The sequence below is a fragment of the Priestia aryabhattai B8W22 genome (assembly GCF_000956595.1).
Lineage (GTDB): Bacteria > Bacillota > Bacilli > Bacillales > Bacillaceae_H > Priestia > Priestia aryabhattai.
The window spans coordinates 1-20771 of sequence record NZ_JYOO01000011.1; the positions used below are offsets into that span (position 1 = coordinate 1).

General features: G+C 38.5%; 17 protein-coding genes, 5 tRNA genes and 4 pseudogenes. 2 read left to right on the forward strand and 24 right to left on the reverse strand.

What is annotated here, in order from left to right:
* Positions 1-29 precede the first annotated feature (29 nt).
* From N178_RS10310 to N178_RS10405, 23 genes and pseudogenes are all read right to left on the reverse strand, one after another.
* Entirely contained in the window at positions 30-998 is a 969-nt protein-coding gene (locus N178_RS10310; RefSeq protein ID WP_013059183.1) for an ROK family glucokinase, read from the reverse strand.
* A gap of 2 nt (positions 999-1000) precedes the next feature.
* Positions 1001-1207: a YqgQ family protein gene (locus N178_RS10315; protein WP_028411617.1), complete on the reverse strand. Its 207-nt coding sequence runs from the start codon at positions 1205-1207 to the stop codon at positions 1001-1003.
* A gap of 182 nt (positions 1208-1389) precedes the next feature.
* Positions 1390-1563 carry a hypothetical protein gene (locus N178_RS27520; protein WP_237758440.1) on the reverse strand — a complete coding sequence of 58 codons (174 nt, stop codon included), beginning with the start codon at positions 1561-1563 and terminating at the stop codon, positions 1390-1392.
* A gap of 15 nt (positions 1564-1578) precedes the next feature.
* Positions 1579-1863, reverse strand: a pseudogene (locus N178_RS27990) (rhomboid family protein); the annotation flags it as partial.
* Positions 1754-2911: a rhomboid family intramembrane serine protease gene (locus N178_RS10320; protein ID WP_237758441.1), complete on the reverse strand. Its 1158-nt coding sequence runs from the start codon at positions 2909-2911 to the stop codon at positions 1754-1756. The gene N178_RS10320 and the pseudogene N178_RS27990, both read right to left, overlap by 110 nt.
* A 134-nt stretch (positions 2912-3045) precedes the next feature.
* Positions 3046-3222, reverse strand: a complete 177-nt coding sequence (locus tag N178_RS27005; protein ID WP_013059186.1) for a hypothetical protein — start codon at positions 3220-3222, stop codon at positions 3046-3048.
* Between the two features lie 51 nt (positions 3223-3273).
* A pseudogene (locus N178_RS10325) lies at positions 3274-4049 on the reverse strand (DUF92 domain-containing protein).
* A 7-nt stretch (positions 4050-4056) separates the two neighbouring features.
* Positions 4057-4623, reverse strand: coding sequence for a 5-formyltetrahydrofolate cyclo-ligase (locus N178_RS10330; protein WP_045292060.1), 567 nt, complete (start codon positions 4621-4623; stop codon positions 4057-4059).
* A gap of 46 nt (positions 4624-4669) precedes the next feature.
* Entirely contained in the window at positions 4670-4819 is a 150-nt protein-coding gene (gene rpmG, locus N178_RS10335; protein ID WP_013059189.1) for a 50S ribosomal protein L33, read from the reverse strand.
* A gap of 241 nt (positions 4820-5060) precedes the next feature.
* The gene (locus N178_RS10340) at positions 5061-7340 is read right to left on the reverse strand and encodes a sugar phosphate nucleotidyltransferase (RefSeq protein WP_045292061.1); all 2280 of its coding nucleotides are present in this window, start codon (positions 7338-7340) and stop codon (positions 5061-5063) included.
* Entirely contained in the window at positions 7337-9655 is a 2319-nt protein-coding gene (locus tag N178_RS10345; protein WP_045292062.1) for a glycosyltransferase, read from the reverse strand. Before N178_RS10345 ends, N178_RS10340 begins: the two co-directional genes overlap by 4 nt.
* Positions 9648-10142 (reverse strand): DUF4912 domain-containing protein, encoded by a 495-nt coding sequence (locus N178_RS10350; protein WP_045292063.1) that lies wholly within the window; start codon positions 10140-10142, stop codon positions 9648-9650. The genes N178_RS10345 and N178_RS10350 overlap by 8 nt, the downstream gene beginning before the upstream one ends.
* 193 nt (positions 10143-10335) lie before the next feature.
* A complete protein-coding gene (gene phoU / locus N178_RS10355; RefSeq protein WP_045292064.1) occupies positions 10336-10995 on the reverse strand; it encodes a phosphate signaling complex protein PhoU in 660 nt (219 codons plus the stop codon).
* Positions 10996-11017: 22 nt separating this feature from the next.
* Complete coding sequence (pstB, locus tag N178_RS10360; RefSeq protein WP_370506071.1) at positions 11018-11815, reverse strand: phosphate ABC transporter ATP-binding protein PstB; 798 nt, start codon at positions 11813-11815, stop codon at positions 11018-11020.
* A 449-nt stretch (positions 11816-12264) separates the two neighbouring features.
* Positions 12265-14443 (reverse strand): annotated as a pseudogene (locus tag N178_RS10365) (peptidoglycan D,D-transpeptidase FtsI family protein).
* A 161-nt stretch (positions 14444-14604) separates the two neighbouring features.
* A pseudogene (locus tag N178_RS10370) lies at positions 14605-15883 on the reverse strand (MFS transporter).
* A gap of 129 nt (positions 15884-16012) precedes the next feature.
* On the reverse strand, positions 16013-16621 hold the full coding sequence (gene sodA, locus N178_RS10375) for a superoxide dismutase SodA (protein ID WP_013059198.1): 609 nt from the start codon (positions 16619-16621) through the stop codon (positions 16013-16015).
* Positions 16622-16818: 197 nt separating this feature from the next.
* Positions 16819-16911: transfer RNA gene (locus tag N178_RS10380), tRNA-Ser, on the reverse strand.
* Between the two features lie 11 nt (positions 16912-16922).
* Positions 16923-16999 (reverse strand) — tRNA-Ile (locus tag N178_RS10385).
* Positions 17000-17002: 3 nt separating this feature from the next.
* Positions 17003-17077 (reverse strand) — tRNA-Asn (locus tag N178_RS10390).
* Between the two features lie 40 nt (positions 17078-17117).
* Positions 17118-17191: transfer RNA gene (locus tag N178_RS10395), tRNA-Met, on the reverse strand.
* Position 17192: 1 nt separating this feature from the next.
* Positions 17193-17267 (reverse strand) — tRNA-Asn (locus tag N178_RS10400).
* 62 nt (positions 17268-17329) lie between these two features.
* Positions 17330-17815: a DUF456 domain-containing protein gene (locus tag N178_RS10405; protein ID WP_045292065.1), complete on the reverse strand. Its 486-nt coding sequence runs from the start codon at positions 17813-17815 to the stop codon at positions 17330-17332.
* A gap of 342 nt (positions 17816-18157) precedes the next feature.
* On the opposite strand from N178_RS10405, the gene N178_RS10410 reads away from it, so the two are divergent.
* Positions 18158-18949 (forward strand): DUF1189 domain-containing protein, encoded by a 792-nt coding sequence (locus N178_RS10410; protein ID WP_045292066.1) that lies wholly within the window; start codon positions 18158-18160, stop codon positions 18947-18949.
* A gap of 147 nt (positions 18950-19096) precedes the next feature.
* Here N178_RS10410 and N178_RS10415 read toward each other — a convergent pair whose 3' ends face one another.
* Positions 19097-20305 carry an MFS transporter gene (locus N178_RS10415; RefSeq protein ID WP_052942385.1) on the reverse strand — a complete coding sequence of 403 codons (1209 nt, stop codon included), beginning with the start codon at positions 20303-20305 and terminating at the stop codon, positions 19097-19099.
* 76 nt (positions 20306-20381) lie between these two features.
* Here N178_RS10415 and N178_RS10420 point away from each other — a divergent pair, with 76 nt between their 5' ends.
* Positions 20382-20714, forward strand: a complete 333-nt coding sequence (locus N178_RS10420; RefSeq protein ID WP_045292067.1) for a hypothetical protein — start codon at positions 20382-20384, stop codon at positions 20712-20714.
* Positions 20715-20771 lie beyond the last annotated feature (57 nt).

Here is a 20771-nt window from a genome sequence, read left to right on the forward strand (position 1 = left end):
CTTTTTTATCTCAGTTAGATTCTTGCTTATTATTCAAAATAAGATTTAACTAACCAAGCTCCTCCAATAATTCCCGCATCGTTTCCTAAAGTAGCAATTGCTAGTTCAGCACCTTGCGCTACGCGAGGAAATGCAAAACGTTTGAAATAATCTCTTACCGGTGCAAGTAATACCTCGCCTGCACGAGACACGCCGCCGCCTAGAACAATTTTCTCAGGGTTTAATGCATTGGCAGAGTTTGCTAGTGCTAAACCTAAATGAAAGGCAACTTTGTCTACAACATGCATAGCTAACTCGTCTTTTGAACGAGCAGCATCAAATACATCTTTAGATGTAACTTGTCCATTTTGCTCTAACACTGTGCGAAGCTCACTTGGTTTGTCCGTTTCCGTTAATTCTTCCATCGTTAAACGTACAATCCCAGTTGCTGAAGCAATTGTTTCTAAACAGCCGGTTTTGCCGCAGTTACACGGTGCCCCGCCTTCAGGAATAGATGTGATGTGGCCAATCTCACCAGCTGCTCCATTTACGCCTTGTACAATTTCACCGTTGGCAATGACACCGCCGCCAACACCTGTGCCAAGCGTAACGCACAGCAAATCTTTTGCTCCGTCTCCAGCACCTTTCCACATTTCTCCAATCGCCGCAATGTTTGCATCATTGTCTACTACAACAGGAAGAGAAGTTTCCACTTCCAAGATATCTTTGATAGGAAACTTTTCCCACCCTAAATTGACAGCTACTTCAATCGAACCGTTTGCAAAGTTGACAGGGCCCGGTGCACCAATACCAATTCCTACTAACCTTGACTTTACTTCTCCAAGATCGTTTAACTTTTTATCAATTGCTTTTGCAATATCTGTTGGAATTTTACGGCCTTGCTCGCTCACATCCGTATTGATTTCCCACTTGTGAATGATTTCTCCATAATGATTAATAAAGGCCATTTTTATTGTTGTACCGCCTAAATCAACTCCAACTAACCATTTGTCATCCATGTTCATTCATCCTTTTTCTCTTTTTGTTGTTTTAACTCTCGACGAAGCAAAAGAATTGCCATTTGATAGTCACGTACATCAATCAAATTAGACTGATATAACTCTTTTACTTCCGCTTCCATCAGCTCTAAATCAGCAGTACGATCGCCCACGTATATAAAAATGCCGAAGGACTTTAATAATTGTTGTACATCATATAACGTATTCATTCTGTCACCTTTATCCTATTTTCTAGGTGATATGATTCATTTATTTTTGAGATAACTCAACAGTCATTCAGTCATAAACAGCGGCCGTATTTAACGCCCACTGCTAGGTCTACATATTAATATTCTAGTAAACGTTCTCACAATAGTAAAGTATAAAATATTAAATTCATCATTCAACAGTTTTAATTTTCTAGCTGTCGCTTCAGCTTTTCATATTTTTCACTTTGTGGTTCAAGCGCAATTGCTTTGTCGATATTTTGTGTGGCCGCGGGAATATCATTCAGTTTCATATTCACCAGAGCTAAATTGTAATACGCCTCATGAAAAGTTGAATCATACTTTACAGCCTGATTCAATTGCTGTTTAGCTTCTTGATAATTTTCAAGATAAAATTCTGCGCTAGCACTGATAAAATATATGTTACTATTGCTTGTCCCTTTTTCAATAAAAAGCTTGATGGCGTCTTTTGCTTCTTCATACTGCTTCTGCTGAAGATACGTAGCCGCTACGCTGAGTGCATAGGGCTCATCTTGATAAACAGAACGCTCATGATATCCATAAAAAAGCAGACTGCCTACTAATAAAAGCGTGCAAATGAAAGCCGGAATCTGAATATACAGTCTTTTTTTGTTTCGGTAAACTGACGATGCTCGCAGCTAGAAATCCGCCAACCAAACCGCCAATATGCCCTGCATTATCGACGTTCGGCGCAACAAATCCAAAAATCAAGTTAATCACAATGATTACAATGAAACTCGATCCCATTGTTCGAAAAAAGAAGCGTGGATTTGTTCTTGCTAAAAACAGTAAAGCTCCAAAGCAACCGAAAATGGCCCCTGAGGCTCCTGCGGAAATAGACGTATTCCATATAAAACTTCCTAGAGATCCTGCAAACCCGGCAAAGATATAAATAAAGACAAAACGCCCGCTGCCATATATCCTCTCTACAAGCGTTCCTAAATAATACAGGGCTACACTATTCATAAGCAAATGCAGAAGTCCTATATGCAAAATTATAGGTGTAAAAAAACGCCACCACTCGCCTTCCATAATTAAGGGGTTGTATTTAGCTCCGTATTGAATGAGAGTGAGCGTATTTTGCGTACTGCTCTTCCACTCCAGAAATAGAAACATTAAGATCTGCATCGCTAAAAATATATATGTAAAAATAGATTTCCCGTATCCAGCTATTTGCTGTTCTTCGCTTTGTTTTTTCTGCACAAAAAGCACAATTTTATGTTTCCACTGTTCTATTCGCTGAGCTTCTTCTTCGGAAGAGAAATTGTCTGCGCTTTCTAATGTAAGACCCAGCCGTTCGAATAGAGGTTCATAAGCGCTTGCTTTCTCTGCCGTTAGTTGTTCAACGTAACTATTCACTTTAGAGGGACTTGGCGCACTTTCTAAGGACTGCTCTGTATAAAAAGGATCAAAATCAGCAAAGTAAATCGTGTTAAGAGTAAGCGTTGATTTACCTCTCTGCTTTCGCACATTCTCAGCTCTTTGTAATGCATACAATACATCTTTTTGCTGCTCAACGGCTGATTTAAAACTCCGGCGGACTATGCGGACAATTGACTTATCTTTGCGATGCGAAGATTGAAACCACAGCTCTGAAGCATCAGCTTTCATCGAAATCAGCTCATATGAAGAATGGCCAAGCAATTGCTGTGCCAGCTGCAAATAATAAAAATCTTGCCTAGACAAATAGTCACCTCCTCACACTCTCTATATGTAAAGATGGCAGAAAGCCAGGAAAAAAGCAACGATTTTCCCTTTTTCTTTTTCTACAAAAAAACACCTTACAGGTCGGTAAGGTGTTTTTTATGTATCTTTCGCTCTTAGCGGAAGACCTGCTTCATTAAACGATCCCGAACAAACGGCAAATTAAAAAATGAACGAACAGCTAGACTGCGGATAAATGAATTTCCAAACAGCGAATTTAAAACACGGTATCTCATTTGGTAGCCCAGCGTTCCAACAACTAAAAGCGTAAGTACTAATACAATATGTCTCATTTTCAAGCCTCCTTACGTTTACTTTGCTCCTATGACGAACATTTTATGCTCTTATATAGGTAAAAGCAGGATAAGGATTCCGCCTGTAAAGGCAGCAAGCAAAATAGCGGCAAGATTCACAACATCATTGTTAAAGAAAGTTATTCCTTTTTCTTTTACCGTCGGCTTGCGGCAATGATCTTTCCTTTCCGTTTCAATACCGCAGCTTTGACAGCGAAAGCGAACTTGCACACTTGCTCCAAGAAGAGTGTCTATAGCGTTTCCAATAAAACCAAAGCACCCGACTAGCAATATACTACTCAGCGATACGGATGGAAAAGCAAAATAACAAGCGGCAGCAATAAGAAAAGCTCCAGCTGCTCCGGCTGCTGTACCTAAAAGTGAAACGGCTCCTGAAGTACCCGCTTCTACTCTCTTTAACGTCCAAATGTAAAACGGCGGCTTCTTACTAAGAGACCCTATTTCAGATGCCCATGTGTCGGCATTAGCAGCTGAGATACTAATCATAAACATCCACATATAAACAGGCAAAGCTGTTGCAGCATATAACAAACCGCAAGCAGCAGCTACACCTCCATTAGCAAGGACTTGAATATAATCTCGCCTGTCGTGCTTCTCTAGCTTTTCTTCTAACGCGCGTTTTTTTCTTTTTTATACTTACTAAACAGCGTAGAAGTGCTAAAAAATAAGAGTAAGAGTAAAAAACCTTGAAGCGAAAAACCGATATAAACGCTCGCTCCTACGATGAAAGACATGCAGGCTCCCGATACTGTCAGTGCTTTTGCTATGTAGCCTGCTCCTGCCATGAGTAATATTACAATTATCATGACAGCATCAAACGGATTCACAGCAAATAAGCTCCTTCTCTGTCAAAATATATTCAACGGGAATATCATGAGATTCATATGGAACCTCTGAAACGACTTGACAATCAAACGCAAGGCTTAGCTTCTGTCCGGTATAATCTGCTAAATAACGATCGTAATAACCGCCTCCATAGCCGATGCGATATCCATTCTTGCTATATACCACGCCAGGCACAAGGAGTAAATCAATTGAAGATTTTGAAACGGAAACAGTTTCTTCAACAATTGGTTCGGCTAACCCGTAGTACACTGTTTCAAGCTGTGAAAAATTCGTAATCTCGTAGAAAACCATTTGAGATGTTGTGGGGTTGCATTTTGGAACAGCTACTTTTTTTCCATCTTTCCAAGCACGTTCAATGATGGCTTTCGTATTAACTTCTTTATTTCTTGAAACCGTAGCTGCAATGACTCTAGCTTCTTTCCATAAACAAGTTTCATACAGTGCATTTGCTATGCTTGTTGAATGCGCCTCGTGCTGCTCTTCAGAAATTAAATTAAGAACGCGCTTCATCTCTTTGCGCAGATGAGATTTCATTTTAATTCCCCCTATAAAAAAAACAGCAGGATTGTACTCCTACTGCTTACTTTGTTTCACGATGAAGTGTAACTTTTTTAAGTCTTGGGCTGTATTTTTTTAACTCAAGACGATCTGGGTTATTACGCTTGTTTTTAGTTGTAATGTAATTACGGTCACCAGTTTCAGTGCAAGCTAATGTAACGTTTACGCGCATCTATTTTCCCTCCAAACATTATAAACATAAATCAGACTTTAATATAATATCATTTTTCGAAAGGAAATGCCAGTCTGTTTTTTTGAAGAAAGTCATTTAATTTCATTTCTTCACTTTTTCTTTCCTCTTAGAGTCCTGAGCTCCTTCTCTGCTACGCCTTATACATAGATGAAGTTTCTTAAAATAAGCGGAACTCTTTTCTGAGAGGTGTACTTCCTTTCTTTTAAATAAAATCCATTATTTACACTCTTTGATACTCTTGTATTTTTTCCACAAAATATGCCGACAGCTTCTTGGCGGTCTGAGTGTTTAACGCCTCTGAATAAATATTTAATACAGGCAAGTGACCATCGGGCAAAATCAGCGTCCATTCATGGGGATCATGGTAAATTTTTAAGCCATCAATGACATATACTTGTTTACCGATTGCTTCTTCTAACAACTTCTTCATCACTTGTTCTTGAATTTCTAGCGGACATGAAATATAGCGCCAGTTCATATAAGCGTGCGGGACATATTGAATCATTTCAGAAATTTTCCGCTGCTGCACCCTAATTAATTCGATCAGCTGACATAAAGCGTACATGGCATCTAACTGAAATTGAACGGGCCCCAAAAGACTAAGCAAATCACGTTTTTTTGCTTTTGTCCTCATAAATGATTGATTGAGAGATTGGGCAAATGTTTCTAGTGTGGATGAATAGTGTATAGGAATAGGAACGAATGCTACTTTTTTTGTCATGTACACGCTATAAATATAAAGCGACATAATTTCTGAATCATTTACGCTGCAGCCTTTTTCATCATATAGAGCAAATGTTTCTCCATCTTCTTTAATCTGAATACAAAAAGACAGCTTATTTTTTTTAATCATTCGTTTGATTTCTTCTGTTTTCTCCCATTTGTTTAAAAACAACACATGGACACGAAGACGCTTACATAATAATTCGACAACTTCCTGTATAAACGGTGAACAAATCACTCCAATTCGCATACTGTCTTCTAATAAAACATGCTGATTAATGGATTTTACTAAAGCATCACAATATTCTTCCCTGATATTTCCTATGCTTGTTTTTTTAAGTGGAGCAGAAATCGTCATGTTTGCTTTTTTAGCTTGAAGGTACATCCGCTCAATCTTTTTTTCAATAAGCTGATTAACTAATTGCCCTTTTTTGTCATATATTTCTAAAAAAAGGCTGCTGTTTTTGCTATCCACACCAATATAAACACCAATGCTCGCTTGTGAAGTCATCATGTAATATCGAAATAACGGAAGAGCTTCTTTTTTAATATCATACACAGCAGAATGATTACTCCGTAAAAAAGAAAAGCATTCTTTGCGAAGTTGAATGGCTTCTTCTTCATCATCGCTTGCTAGACAGAACGACCCTTGATGTTTGCATACAAGTAATAACGCATTGTATAGTCTTTCTCGATCAACAGATGAATGGACATACAGGCGACCGTTTTTGAAGATGGAAACATCTGGTTTCACAGAAAGTTGAGGTAGCACTTGATTTTCAGCTACTGTATCTTGGACATACGTAGTCATTGGTTGAACATTTACATAAGGACCTATCGTAGCGTTGTATAAAAAAGATTCTGCCCCGACCGTTACGTTTTGAAGCAAAATCGTTTTATCGATTGCAGCATGTGCTTCTATGATACTATTGGTTCCGATAATCGTGTAAGGACCAATTGAAGCACCTTTTCTAATCACCACATTTTCTCCTACGTAAACCGGATCGTAAACAGTCACCCCTTCTTCTATAAGCGCGTCATCTGAGACAATACTTTCCTGTCTATTGCCAAACCACTTGCTCCACAAATCATAGTGTGCTTGACGATAATGGTGAATTTGCCCAATATCAATCCAATAATCTTCCGTTACAAAACTGCACACAGTATGATTATATTCCAAAAGAAGTGGGATAATGTCAAAGCTAAAATCCGTAGGACCATAAGAATTCACGTAATCAAGAACGGATTTTTTGATCACATACACTCCCGTATTAATCAATCGGCTATTGGCCTGTTCGTAGGTTGGTTTCTCTACAAATCCCGTGACTCGATTCCCTTCATCTATCGTCACCACTCCATAACCCCGCACGTCGTTTACTTCTTTTGTAACAATGGTCATTTCGCTTTTTTGTTCATAATGAAAATGAATAACGTCTTGAAGATTAATTTCTGTTAAGGCATCTCCACTAATAATAATACAGTCTTCCTCAATAAAGGCCTCTGCTCGCTTAATTCCGCCCGCTGTTCCAAGAGGCTCTTTTTCGATAAAATAAGTAAGCGTCACTCCCCACTGAGAGCCATCCCCAAAGTATTCAATAATTTGTTCATGCCTATACTGCAGCGTAATCCCAATCTCTGTAATTCCATGTTTCTTAAGCAGCTCAATGCTATATTCCATCACAGGTTTATCGTAAAGCGGCAGCATAGGCTTTGGAATTGTGTAGGTCAAGGGCTGCAGTCTTGTTCCTTTACCGCCAGCAAGTATAATGGCTTTCAATTTTTTTCCTCCCTCCTTTTTTTATCCTGGCAAATGTGATGTTGAAACAGCTTACTTGTATCGATAGCGATTTTTTCCCAGCTAAACATAGTTGTTGCTTTTCTATACCCATTTTCGCTGATTTTCGCAGCTATTTTTTCATTTTTTAACAAAAATTCAATACAGTTGATTAATTCGAGCGTATCTCCTCGGGCAAACGTCAGGCCCGTGTCGAAATGTGAAATAATATCGCTTAGACCTCCTGTATCGGCAACGATGGTTGGCTTCTTGGCTACCATACCCTCTAAAGCAACAATTCCAAAAGGTTCATATAGACTTGGAAAAACAACCATTTTGCAAGCTTGAAGAAGCTGATTTCGCTCGTTATCGGTAATGTATCCAATAAAATACACGTATTTGTCCAATTGCTTTTCACTTACCTGTGTTCGAAACTCATGAAGTAAAGGCCCTTTTCCCGCCACAACGAATTGAACATCTATTTGTTTTTTCTTAAATAGTTCCGCTGCTTCAATAAATAGCTGAAATCCTTTTTCATATACAATTCGTCCAATTGAAAAAATAATAGGGGCCTTTCTAAAATTATATTTCTTTTGTAAACTTTCTTTTAACCGCTCATTTACTGCGTCGACTACCAGCTGCTTGTCAATTCCATTTGGAAATATAGCAATTTTATCTTGTTCTACGTGAAATAAAGTGATTAATTCTTTCTTCATATAGTCACTGCAGACAATGATTGAGCTTGATTGTCGAATTAGCTCCTCTTCTTGCAAGTGAATTTTCTGCTGCATGTCATTATGAATACCATTATTGCGCCCATGTTCTGTCGCATGAATGGTCGTAATTAGCGGTCTATCCGTTTTATCTGCTAAACATTTTGCTGCGGATGCAACAAGCCAGTCATGAGCATGAATAACGTCAAAAGACAGCTTGTAGCCTAACTGCAGTCCTCTAAGAGCCATAGCCACGTTCAAACTGTTTACCCATGTCAAAAAATCCGGATGATGAGGCTGCAGGCTTTTAACTCGGTAAACGTGAACCCCGTATAAACGCTCATATTCCGGCAGCCCCTCTACATATGTCGTTAATACACTAACGTGATGGCCCGCCTTTGCTAACGCTCTGGATAAATCAAATACATGTCGTGCAAGTCCTCCGATAACTAGCGGAGGGAATTCCCATGCAAGCATTAAAATGGAGAGACCGCCTTTATATTGATTTACTGATAAAGCCGCCGGCTCTGTCTCTTTTGCAGGGTATAAAAAAGAACTTCCTGAAAGAAAACTGTTTTCACTATCCATCCTTGGATTCTCATCATGACAAAGGAAATCAAACAGTTTTACTTGCCTTTCGTATTCATCTCTGACCTTTTTAAAATTATAAAGCCAGTCGCTGCTACTTAAAAGGAGCCACTGTCGGTAGATAGCATTCACCACGTTAGGATGTTTAAAATCGATAACATCTAGCATCGCCTCTGTCTTCTGTACGGTTGAAATAAACAATTGATTGTTCTCACTGACAAATTCGGCGCTTTTTGTTGCACCGTAGAGTGCAAGAGTTTCGTTTTGGTGAAACTGTATATTCCTCGCGTAATCTAAAGGATATTGAAATGTCCCGCTTGCTGCTTGCATTCGCTGAAAGCTAAGCGTGTGCTTCGCTTTCAAATCCAAAACAGCGCTCGCTTTATTCATTGTTCCTTCCTCAACTTGTTTTCCTTGCTTAGGATATGGAAACAAGATAATGCCAGCAGGCGACTTTTTTAGTTCATCTGTTGATGACTTCACAAAGGTATAGCGCATTCCATGAGATTTCAGGAGCATATCTACTTGATGAGTATACTCTCCTTGCTGTATAAAAAAACCGACGGGCTTTTTTTCAAAAAACTGTTGAAAAACACGTATTGCTTCTGTAATTTGGAGATTTAATGTTTGTTCCGTTTTAAGGATGGAAACGAACGCGTTCGTTACGGTAGTAGGAATACATTCCATCATGTCATGCTGAAAGAAATATTTGCAGGCTGAGAACAAGCTCCCGTCCCACTTTTTTAAAAAAGTGAGTGCTCTCTGATGCTGCTGGCTTGAAAACTGGTGTAAATACCGAGCGTAACGAGCATTAAACTTCTCGTCGTTTAATACGTTCAAAAATACACAAGACATCACAGCTGTTGCACCTATCAATTTCTTAGATTCAATTTGATCTAAAAAAGGGATGAATTCGTTCGTTACTTGTTCAAACAGCGGATACTCACTCTCTGCTTGAAGTACATGTAGCAACGGATAATGCATATAAGTTAAAAGAATACAGTCATCACTATTCATATTGCTTCTTCACCTGCTCCAAGTCATTTGAATATAAGGAATATGTGCTAAATTCATTTTGAACACCCTGGTGAACTTTTACAGGTTCGTACATCCAGCTTAACGAAGTTACATTCACTTGTTCATGCTGTTCTTTCATCAAATAAACCGGATTCGAACGAAGAAGGGAAAAAAAACTTCCTTCTTTATCTTGAATACCAATATCTATTACATACGTGCGCTCGCTTTCCAAGCTATTCATAAACATGAAGTCTTGATGAGCAGTAAGACTCTTCATATAATAGCGGTTTGATTCATGGCCGTTAAAATGAAGACCTGTTATATCATACGTACACATAGCTAGATTCAATTCTTCCCACCGTGTCGAAAACATACTTTCTACCATCTCTCGAATATGCTCAGAAAACGACCAGTGAACATAAATACGAGATGAGTCAAGCTGAGTAGCTATACACACATTTAAGTTTTGAATAAGATTAGGAGCCACTGTTTTATCACTTCGTTTCTTAGATTGTTTTTTCTACATATCAATGCCGTATAAACTTATTAACATCTTACCATTCAGAAAAAGTTGCCACAATAAACACAATTTGTCGATTTGTGTTAAAAACTAAGATAAACATAGTGATTGTAATGTACTAACAAAAAAACCTCTTCGCTTATTAGAAGAGGTTTTTCTACTATTCGTTTAAATCGTAGCGTTTGCCTTTCACAAGGTAAAATACGCTTTCTGCTACGTTCGTTGTATGATCAGCCATACGCTCTAAATAGCGGGCTACAAATAAAAGCTGCGTAATTTGGTTCATAGCCTCCTGCTTTTCTTTAGCAAGACTTAAAAGTTCTTTGATTGTTATTCCGTAAAGCTCATCCACTTCATCGTCCATTTCCGCTACTTTTTTAGCTAAAACAAGATCTTCCTCGTGATAAGCTTTTAACGAAAGACTCAGCATTTCAATTGAAATATCGTGCATTTTCTTCACATGTTCTAACGGCTTAATTAATTCTTCATTTCCAATTCGTATAGCCGATTTTGCTACGTTAACCGCAAAATCTGCCATACGCTCAACGTCCGAAGCAATTTTAATTGCCACAATGATACGTCTTAAATCGATAGCCACCGGCTGCTGCTTTGCAATAAGCAAGATAGCTAGGTCATTGATTTCTTCTTCTAAGTCATCCACGTATGCATCGCCGTCGATAATTTCTAGCGCCAGCTCAACGTTGCTTGTTTGCAACGCTTCAATTGATTTTGATAGCGCCTCATGCGTTAAGCGCCCTATTTCTAATAATTTTTCACGTAATATCTTTAAATCACCATGAAACTTTTCGCGTACAACCACTTATCCCATCTCCTTGTATGTCTTAACCGAAACGACCTGTAATATAATCTTCTGTGCGTTTATCAGATGGCATTGAGAAGATTTTATCTGTTTCTGCGTACTCTACCACTTCTCCATTTAAGAAAAATGCTGTTTTATCTGAAATACGTGCCGCTTGCTGCATATTATGTGTAACAATAATAATACTGAAGTCTTTCTTTAATTCTTGTACTAATTCTTCTACTTTTAATGTTGAAATTGGATCGAGTGCAGAAGTAGGCTCATCCATTAAAATAACGTCGGGTTCAATAGCCAAGCAGCGCGCAATACAGATACGCTGCTGTTGTCCACCTGACAACCCATTCGCATTTTGATTCAAACGATCTTTAACTTCGTCCCAAATAGCTGCTCCTCGTAAACTTTTTTCAACAATCTCATCTAGTTTTTTCTTGTTGCGAACGCCATGAATCCTTGGACCGTACGCAATATTATCATAAATAGATTTTGGGAACGGATTTGGCTTTTGGAAAACCATTCCTACTTGCGTGCGCAGCTCTTCCACATGGTACGATTTATCAAAAATATTTTTTCCTCTATACTCAATTTCACCTGATGTGCGGACAATTGGGGTCATTTCTACCATACGATTTAACGTTTTAATATATGTTGATTTTCCGCAGCCTGATGGACCAATGATCGCGGTAACTTCGTTAGCATGAATGTCTAAATCAATATTTTTCAAAGCATGTGTGTTGCCATACCATAAATTCAAACCTTTTGTTTTATATACAATTTCTTTTGTTTGCGGAGTATTTACTTTTTCTTTGTTAGTTAATTCCATTGTTATTGCCATTGGATAATCCTCCTTCATCTTCTTTAACCGTTTTGAGCACAATAAAAGTCTCTCTATATCTATTTAATATCTATTGTTTACTATCAGTGTAAATAAATACGAGAAGCCGAAACGCTTCCCCTTATTTTGATCATTTCCTATTAATCCTTACACTTACAGAATAATAGCCGACTATTAATTGTGTTTTAATTCAATGTAAAGCTTTTGTAAACGAAGGTCTATCTGCGTGTTTTTTAGGTAGAAAACTAGTTCTTACGACCCTTAAATTCAATAAAAAACCATATATGTAAAGATTTCTAAAAAAATGAAGAGGTTGAGACATAGCTAAATTGATTTAATCTACGTTCACTCTACCAATAAAAAAATCCGAACGAAGCTGATTCTTAATCAACGTCGTTCGGATCTTATTTCAACTAATATGCTTTTTCCCAGCTTCTTTAATTGGCGTCGTTTGCAATGACAGCCTGTTGATTCTCTTCTTGATCTTTTACTTGTTGTTCACCTTTTTTCTTTAAATCAAAATACGTATCGAGCGCAGAACGAGCAAGCTCTTTTGTAATGGTATTTGGTGCACTTGGCACAAATGCCGATGGTACCACGACAGCTACTGCAATTTCAGGGTCATTTGCCGGAGCAAAGGCGACAAAGTTTGAATTATTAACTTTAATCGGATCCCCTCCGCTTGGGTTTTTCTCATAGGCTTGTGCCGTTCCTGATTTACCAGCAGGATTATAGTTCGCTGTATGGAAAGCTGCGTACCCTGTACCGCCTTGTTCCTGCGTAACGCGCTTAAAGCCATTTTGAACATCTTTAATGTATTCTTCTTTCATCGTGATACGATTTAACACATCAGGTTCAAATGAATGCTGCGTACCGCCAATTTCATCGGTCTTTATCGTTGGTTTTCGAATTTCTTTTACCAGCTGCGGCTTGATGCGATACCCTCCATTAGCTATTGCAGAAGTGTATTGCACAAGCTGCAGCGGCGTGTACGTATCATACTGACCAATTCCTAAATCAAGTGCTGTACCTGGAACGTTGCTTCCGCCTTGTACACCTGTTGATTCGTTATCGAGGTTTATGCCTGTTGATACGCCTAAGCCGAACTGACTGTAGTACGAACGCAGTTCGCTGAATGTGTCAGGTTTAATCGGTAAAGTCATGTTCTTATGGTACTGTAATCCAGCCATCGCCATTACCGTTTTAAACATAAATACGTTGGATGAATATTTTAACGCGGATGAATACGTTAAGGGTCCTAACCCCTCAGCCTCAGCTGATTTCTTAATTGGTGTTCCTTTAATTTTTAACGGTTCATCAACGAACACTGTGTTTGGCTTAATAGCTCCTGAATCTAAGCCAGCCAGAACCGTTGCCCCTTTTACAACAGAGCCCATTGTATAAGATGTTGAAATATTCCCTAATGCAAAATCTTCTATTTTAGGTACCCCAGTCTTCTTATCAATGGTGTATTTTTTACCAGCCATTGTTAAGATTTCTCCTGTGTGAGGATCCATCATAATTACAAAAGCACGGTCTAAAAACTGAGTTCCTTTCATTTTCTTTTTGGCTAAAAGCTGGTCCGTAATTTGTTTTTCTACTGCTTTTTGAAGCTCCATATCAATAGTTAAAACTAAATCACTGCCCCGTTCGCCTTTAGACACTTGAATTGTATCAAGGAGATTTCCTTTATCATCTGTTACATACTGGACTTTTTCTTTTTGACCGCTGAGCTGAGCTTCGTATTGCTTCTCTAAATAGCTCGTCCCAACTTGGTCATTTCGGCTATATCCTCTTGATAAGTAATACTGTACTTTATCTTTGGGCAGACCCTCGTTGGCAGAGGATACATTTCCAAGCAAAGTACGGAGAGTGCTGTTTTCTGGGTATGAGCGATCCCAATACGTTGTTGTATCCACACCTGGAAGTTCATCTAAGTGCTCACTTACAACGGCATACTCTTCATTTGTCACACCGCTTTTAACAATTTGCGGGGTGTTAGAATAACCTGCCTCCATTTGGCGCTTAATAGCTAGAACTTCTAAATCATTCTTTAAACTTTCTAAATCTTTTTTAGAAATGCGGTCTAACTGACGTTGATACAGTTCATCATCAGTCATTTCACCATCTTGAACTTTTTTGCGATCAGCTTTCGTAATTTTCTGCTCCGCTTCTTTAGGGTGAAGCATAATCCAATAATCTTTCATGTCGCGTTCTGTAATTTTTACCACGTTTTTTAGCATCTTTATTCTTTTTATTTTCTGGAATATCAATCACATTTGTGGCGTAAGGAACATCGATCATAGTGGCTAACTTTTTAGCGATGCGCAGCCTTTCTTCAGCTGTGTTTCCTTGAAAACGAGTATATGTAATCGTATTTAAAGAGGTATTATCTACAATTACGCGGTTATACCGATCGTACATTTTCCCTCGAGGAACAGGCGTACTGACTGTAACGTCCTGTGTTTTTTCGACTTCTCGTTCATAATTCTCACCGTACACAATTTGAACAAGTCCCAACCGCAAAATTAATACGGAAAATAGGGCAAATACGGTCAAGAAAAGTAAGTTCACACGAAAAGGCACGTGACTTTTTCTTCTTTTTTTCTTTTTCATACCAACACCTACACTTTATAAAACATATATACCATAACACCATAAAATCAGATATTTAGCAAATAAATAGACACCTGGCAGGTGCCTATTTACACAACGTATTTATTCTAAAAGAAAAGCGATACATTTTCCATAGTACAAATGAAGGAGCTGACAATACTCTACGCTGGAGACTCTCCGTCTCCTTCATTTAATACTGGAGGAGTAACAGTCGTTTCTTTTTTGTGCAGAGGCTGTGAGATATGTCTCACACAAAAATAAATGATCGTATGCCCAGCTCCAACAATAGCTAATAAAATGGGAATGCTTTTTGCTTCATCAAAAAATAGTACAGCTATTAAAAATAAAGATATGGAAACGACGCGCCCAATATTCAGAAATACTTCTCTGACAACAATGTATTCAATTCTTTTTGAAACAACGTCTTTTGCCCGTCCAATCACATCGTACGTTAGAGAAATGAATGGAACCAACAAAATAGGATAGGCAATGGCAATGCAAACAGCATATATAATTAACTTTGGATACGATAAGTTAAAGATAAGCAAAAAGACTGCTCCATAGAGAAGGAGGCCCCCCGTGAAAATAAATCGAAGGCGATTTTTTTGCTTAATAAACCTTGAGGCTACATAGTATCCTACAAACGCAACCGCTGAATTCACCAGTCCATAAGTTCCTAAAGCTAATTCACTTCCTGTTGTAATAAATACCATGACGGATACGACAAAAATGAACGTACCTTCACGCAATCCTTGAAAGAAATGAGCCTGCAATATTCGATTCCAGTCTTTGTTGACTTTTCGTTCAGCCCATACTTCTTTAAATTTGTATACTCCCTCAGCTGCACGTCTTGTAATAAAAAAACTAAAGCACAACGGCACCGACAAACAATAGCAGAGATACACCAAACACAATTTTATACCCAAGTGATTCATACAAAGCGGAAATAACGAAGCCCGCTCCTAAAGGACCAATCATCCCTGCAAAAGAGTTTAAGATCCCTAAAAATCCGTTAAAAAAGTCTCTTGTATCGGGTTCAGTAATTTCAAAAGTTAGCACATTAAAAGCGAGCCAATAAAAGCCATATCCTATCCCTAGCAGTCCACCAAGCAATACTAAATACTCGGCTGCGTTAGCTCCACTGACTAATACAGCGATATAAAAAACAGCCAAAAAAGATACGCCTAACCTTAAAACCACAACCCGGTCAATTCGTTTGGCCCATTTACCTGCTAAAATAAACGTAAGCGGCTGAAGCACCACTACCGCTAAATTATAAATAGCGAGATCCGAAAATTCGCCTGATTGTTTCCACAGATAAATGTTAACAAACGAATTGGAAATTGAAATAGCCAAGGCGTAAAGACCGCCTATAATTAAAAGCAAAAGTAAATCTTTACTAACTTCTACATCTCCAACTACTTTTTTTAATAAAGGCATATCAAAAAACTCCTTTTCTCTTCTACACCTAGTGTGTGAAAAAGAAAAGGAGATATGTAAAAGAATTGGAAAACAAAAAAGCCAGTAAAGGTAATAATTACTTTACTGGCTCTTAAATACGTCTTCAGCTTATTTTGCAGCGTCGTAACGCTTAGCAACTTCGTCCCATTTTACAACATTAAAGAATGCTGAAATGTAATCTGGACGGCGGTTTTGATAATTTAAGTAGTAAGCGTGCTCCCAAACGTCTAGACCAAGAATTGGCGTTTTGCCTTCCATTAATGGGCTATCTTGGTTTGGTGTGCTTGTTACTTCTAATTCGCCGTTATTTACAACTAACCAAGCCCAGCCAGAACCGAAGCGAGTTTTAGCTGCATTTGCAAATTCTTCTTTGAATTGATCAAAGCTTCCGAATTTGCTAGCGATAGCGTCTGCTAATTCACCAGTTGGAGCACCGCCGCCGTTAGGGCAAAGGATTGTCCAAAATAATGAGTGGTTGGCATGACCGCCACCGTTATTGCGTACTGCTGTACGGATATCTTCAGGAACAGCATCTAAGTTTGAAATTAACTCTTCAATACTTTTGCTTTCTAAATCCGCTTTGCCTTCAACAGCAGCGTTTAGGTTTGTAACATATGTGTTGTGATGTTTTGTGTGGTGAATATTCATTGTTTCTTTGTCGATATGTGGTTCCAGTGCATCGTATGCATAAGGTAGTTCTGGTAATTTGTAAGCCATGAATAATTCCTCCTTCAAAATATGTAAGCATTTTGGCGCAAAAGCACCATATACGTTTAGATTAGCAAATTTACCCTACTGTTTCAAATAAAAAGTACCTAATCCATGATTTATATTTACCTAATTCCCATTCGCTATTCTTTTAAACATAAAAAAAGCTTCTTTTTCTCAAAAGAAGCTTTGAATAGACAATAGTATGGCGGAGGAAGAGGGATTCGAACCCCCGCGGGCTTTAACACCCCTGTCGGTTTTCAAGACCGATCCCTTCAGCCGGACTTGGGTATTCCTCCAACCCTATAAATGGTGGACCCTGCAGGACTCGAACCTGCGACCGGACGGTTATGAGCCGTCTGCTCTAACCAGCTGAGCTAAGGGTCCACATGGCTCCACAGGTAGGACTCGAACCTACGACCGATCGGTTAACAGCCGATAGCTCTACCACTGAGCTACTGTGGAACAATATGAATTATGTATGTCACAAACGTAAATTGGAAAATAGCGGCGGAGGGGATCGAACCCCCGACCTCACGGGTATGAACCGTACGCTCTAGCCAGCTGAGCTACACCGCCATGGCTCCACAGGTAGGACTCGAACCTACGACCGATCGGTTAACAGCCGATAGCTCTACCACTGAGCTACTGTGGAACAATATAACATTTACTAGCGACATTAAAAATTTAACATGTTTTTGGCCTAAAGTCAATATATTATTTTAAAACAGCATATAAAAAATAGGCAATCATCAACAGTTGAATAAATCCTTTCGAGATAGCGCCACTAAAAAAGCCAATAACCGAACCTACTCCAATTTTTACTGCGTTGCTAATTGTGGTCCGATGAACAATCAGTTCTCCTACAATCGCTCCGATAAACGGCCCTAAAATAATCCCAAATCCCGGAATAACAAACGGACCCACAAGCAGCCCAACTGTGCTTCCCCAAACGCCTGCTTTAGTGCCTCCGAATTTTTTTACACCAATAATATTAGCTATATAGTCTGCTAAAAAAAGTGCGACAACTAACAATCCTTGTATCACCCAAAATAACCAGCTATAGGAGCTAAAATCATAAAATAAACCGTATATAACAAATCCTAGAGCTACAAACAGCACGCTTGGGATGATGGGATAAACCAACCCAATAAACGATACAACAAAGCTAATGATAACTAATGCCCAACATAAAATAGCCATGCCCGCACCTATCCTTTTTATTATTACTATTTATCATACAATAACCACTCCTATAAAGAAAGACCTTGCACCACGAGACCTTCCTTTATTTTACTTTCGAATACGTCTTCAGATAACGATTTTCGAGTGTACCACTGCAATATTAACAGCACGGTCCTCAAGCTGCCGGTAATATCTCCAAAAACAATGACAGCAAAATCTGTACATATAAAGATATGCTTTTAACAAAGCGCTCCATCGTATCATTGTAATTGGTAACGGTTTCTAAAATCTATTGTAAACCTTAAATTTTCGCTATAAAATAGGTTATAATCAGAATTTTTAATAATAGGAGGCTTTACAATGAGCATGCTGAAAAAGATGGCATGGAGTTTTACTTCCTTCCAAAAAATAAGATCGCTTCGCTTTGAGCATACGAATAAAACAATTGGCTTTGTGCTATTTTTAACATTCATTTCTTTGCTGCCTACATTTTTCTTTATGGCTTTGACGATTGTAAACGGCTATCATATCGCTACTACAGATCTCCCGAAATCTGTTTCTTCTTTTGCTATCTCAAATTCACAGCTTACGTCAAGTCAACCTTTCACAAAAAAAGTAAACGGTACCGCTTTTATCTTAAACCCCTCACAGTCTATTGAACGGTTTCATTCCCCTGCTCATGCAATTGGTTTTTTAAAGGATGGAATATATATCACGACTAATTCACAAACACAAACGTATTCATATGAGTTGCTAAACTGGCATCATAAAGATAAAAATGAACTGTTAAACTTGCTGCACGAACAAAAATTTTCTTTATACATACTTGTCCCTATCGCTATGCTTTTACTGTACGTATTAACAGCTGGACTAAGCTTCCTTTCTATTACCTGCCTTGCTTATCTTGGAAAGCTGATTGGACTCATTACCAAAAAGCAGATTCCTTTTAAGCAGCTATGGGCACTGAGCGCTTATAGTACGGTAACCTTCACACTGCTTTATACGCTTTTTGAAGCTTTTTCTTTGTCTCTAGCAACGCACAGCTCTCTTTACTGGATAGGAACGTTCTTCATTTACTTATTGCTCGTCACAAGGGTTCCTATAAGAAAAAAGGTAAAACCTAATAAAGAGGCTGGGACAAACGTATTTTAGTTGAAGGAAAATCCAAACGAGGACTCTAGATTCTTGATAGAGAATTCAACTCGTTCGGATTTTTTTATTGATATGGTGAACGCGGTTTTCATGTATGTAGATGCTTCTAGCTGGTGATTGGAGTGATTTAGTTAAGTCTCAGCCTCTTTATTTCTGTACAACTTTTCTTCCCATTGCAGAAGAAAGAATTTTCAACTGATACAAAACCCATAACCCTCCTGCTGCGAGCAGTAGAAAGCTATAAATAAACATCAGCCTTTCAGTATGCATCCACACTTCAAAAACAACAGGTCCCAACGCCACTCCTAAAAATCTCACCGTTCCATAAATGGATACAATAAACCCTCTTTCTTCGTCTGAAGCTGCTGAAGTAATCATCATATTAATACACGGAAGAACAAATCCTAAGCCGCCAAAGGCAACTGTCAAACAAAACATCAGCACAGGAAGCGTGTAAATCATCGTTAATACTCCAAACATTACGAATAAAAGAATCATTCCTACTATCATCAATTTTTTCATGAGCTCTACATCTGTTTTGATTCGCTGACCGGTCCAATAAGAAACAATCGTCATCGCGCCAAGAGGAAATAAAAAAGCGGTTCCTTTGAAAAACCCGTCTATATGATACGTTTCCTCTATTAAAAAAGATAAATAATATAAAATGCCAAATAATAAAAACAACCCCAATCCCCCGACAAAGAATAAAGGAAAAAGCGATTTTCTTTTATCATAAACAATCCCAATAGCTCTCTTTAAATACTTTCCAACAGATACTGAATCCGAACCTGTTTTCGCTTCTCTCACATACATCGCTATACCTACTAAAGCAGCGCCTGCAGCTAAAGGATAGACCAAAAATGCGGCATACCATACGACGAGTGCTGCCGATGCTCCAATTATAGGCGCAACCACTTTTCCAGCTCCGTTATATACTTCTAAAATCCCGAGAACTTTTGCTCTTTTTTCCTCTGTAAATACATCTCCAGTTAATGCCATTGCTAACGTTGTAGTACCTGCAGCTCCAATCCCTTGAATCACTCTGCCAGCCATCAACACAGCAAAGCTTCCAGAAGAGAATGAAGCACTACTAGCAGCGATGACACTACCTATTATCATCATGACGAGTGAATATATGATTAACTTTTTACGCCCATACCGGTCTGATAAAATCCCTACAGCAGGGATACACAATGCGGCTGGAATCGAAAATGCACTCAGTATTAAACTGGTTTGAACTCCGCTTAAGTGAAGTGACTTTTGAATGCTCGGCAGCAGAGGAATGAGCATGGAATTTCCCAGCACCATGATTAAAGGCAATAAGCCTAATGAAACAATCATTAATTTTTCTTTCAATTTTCGTTCTCCAATCATATTTAAGTAAGACAAGCATAGGCTTTACACATAAGCAAAAGAATGAAGGAGGAGCATAATGAAAAAGCTATGTGCATTAGCCGCTTTCGCTTTTATCGGATATATTTGTCACTACGACATTAAATACGGGACCATTCCCACTGCTACTGAAGCAGTTCAAGTCAGCAAAGCGCAGCCTGCAGAAACAAAAGCCGCCAGCTCTTCTTCCACCTATACAAAAATAAAAATTAAGCCAGGTGATACAGTTTTGTCCGTAATTGAGGAGCTTACAAAAAAATCGATACCGGTTTCCATGAACCAAATGATTAAAGACTTTAAGAAGTTAAATAATAGTACAGCGCCTGAAGATATTCAAATTGGAAAAACGTATAAGTTCCCTATTTACAAGTAATGACAGCATTCTTCTTGTCAAGATGGGATAGTCATTGTTAAAATAGCTAAGGTAGTA

Coding starts and splice junctions, on each gene's coding strand:
- N178_RS27005 (WP_013059186.1), bottom strand. CDS start 3,222: ATGAGACATATTGTATTAGTACTTACGCTTTTAGTTGTTGGAACGCTG.
- N178_RS10420 (WP_045292067.1), top strand. CDS start 20,382: ATGAAAAAGCTATGTGCATTAGCCGCTTTCGCTTTTATCGGATATATT.
- N178_RS10410 (WP_045292066.1), top strand. CDS start 18,158: ATGAGCATGCTGAAAAAGATGGCATGGAGTTTTACTTCCTTCCAAAAA.
- N178_RS10405 (WP_045292065.1), bottom strand. CDS start 17,815: ATGGCTATTTTATGTTGGGCATTAGTTATCATTAGCTTTGTTGTATCG.
- N178_RS10315 (WP_028411617.1), bottom strand. CDS start 1,207: ATGAATACGTTATATGATGTACAACAATTATTAAAGTCCTTCGGCATT.
- sodA (WP_013059198.1), bottom strand. CDS start 16,621: ATGGCTTACAAATTACCAGAACTACCTTATGCATACGATGCACTGGAA.
- pstB (WP_370506071.1), bottom strand. CDS start 11,815: ATGGAATTAACTAACAAAGAAAAAGTAAATACTCCGCAAACAAAAGAA.
- N178_RS10345 (WP_045292062.1), bottom strand. CDS start 9,655: ATGAATAGTGATGACTGTATTCTTTTAACTTATATGCATTATCCGTTG.
- N178_RS10310 (WP_013059183.1), bottom strand. CDS start 998: ATGGATGACAAATGGTTAGTTGGAGTTGATTTAGGCGGTACAACAATA.
- N178_RS10330 (WP_045292060.1), bottom strand. CDS start 4,623: ATGAAATCTCATCTGCGCAAAGAGATGAAGCGCGTTCTTAATTTAATT.
- rpmG (WP_013059189.1), bottom strand. CDS start 4,819: ATGCGCGTAAACGTTACATTAGCTTGCACTGAAACTGGTGACCGTAAT.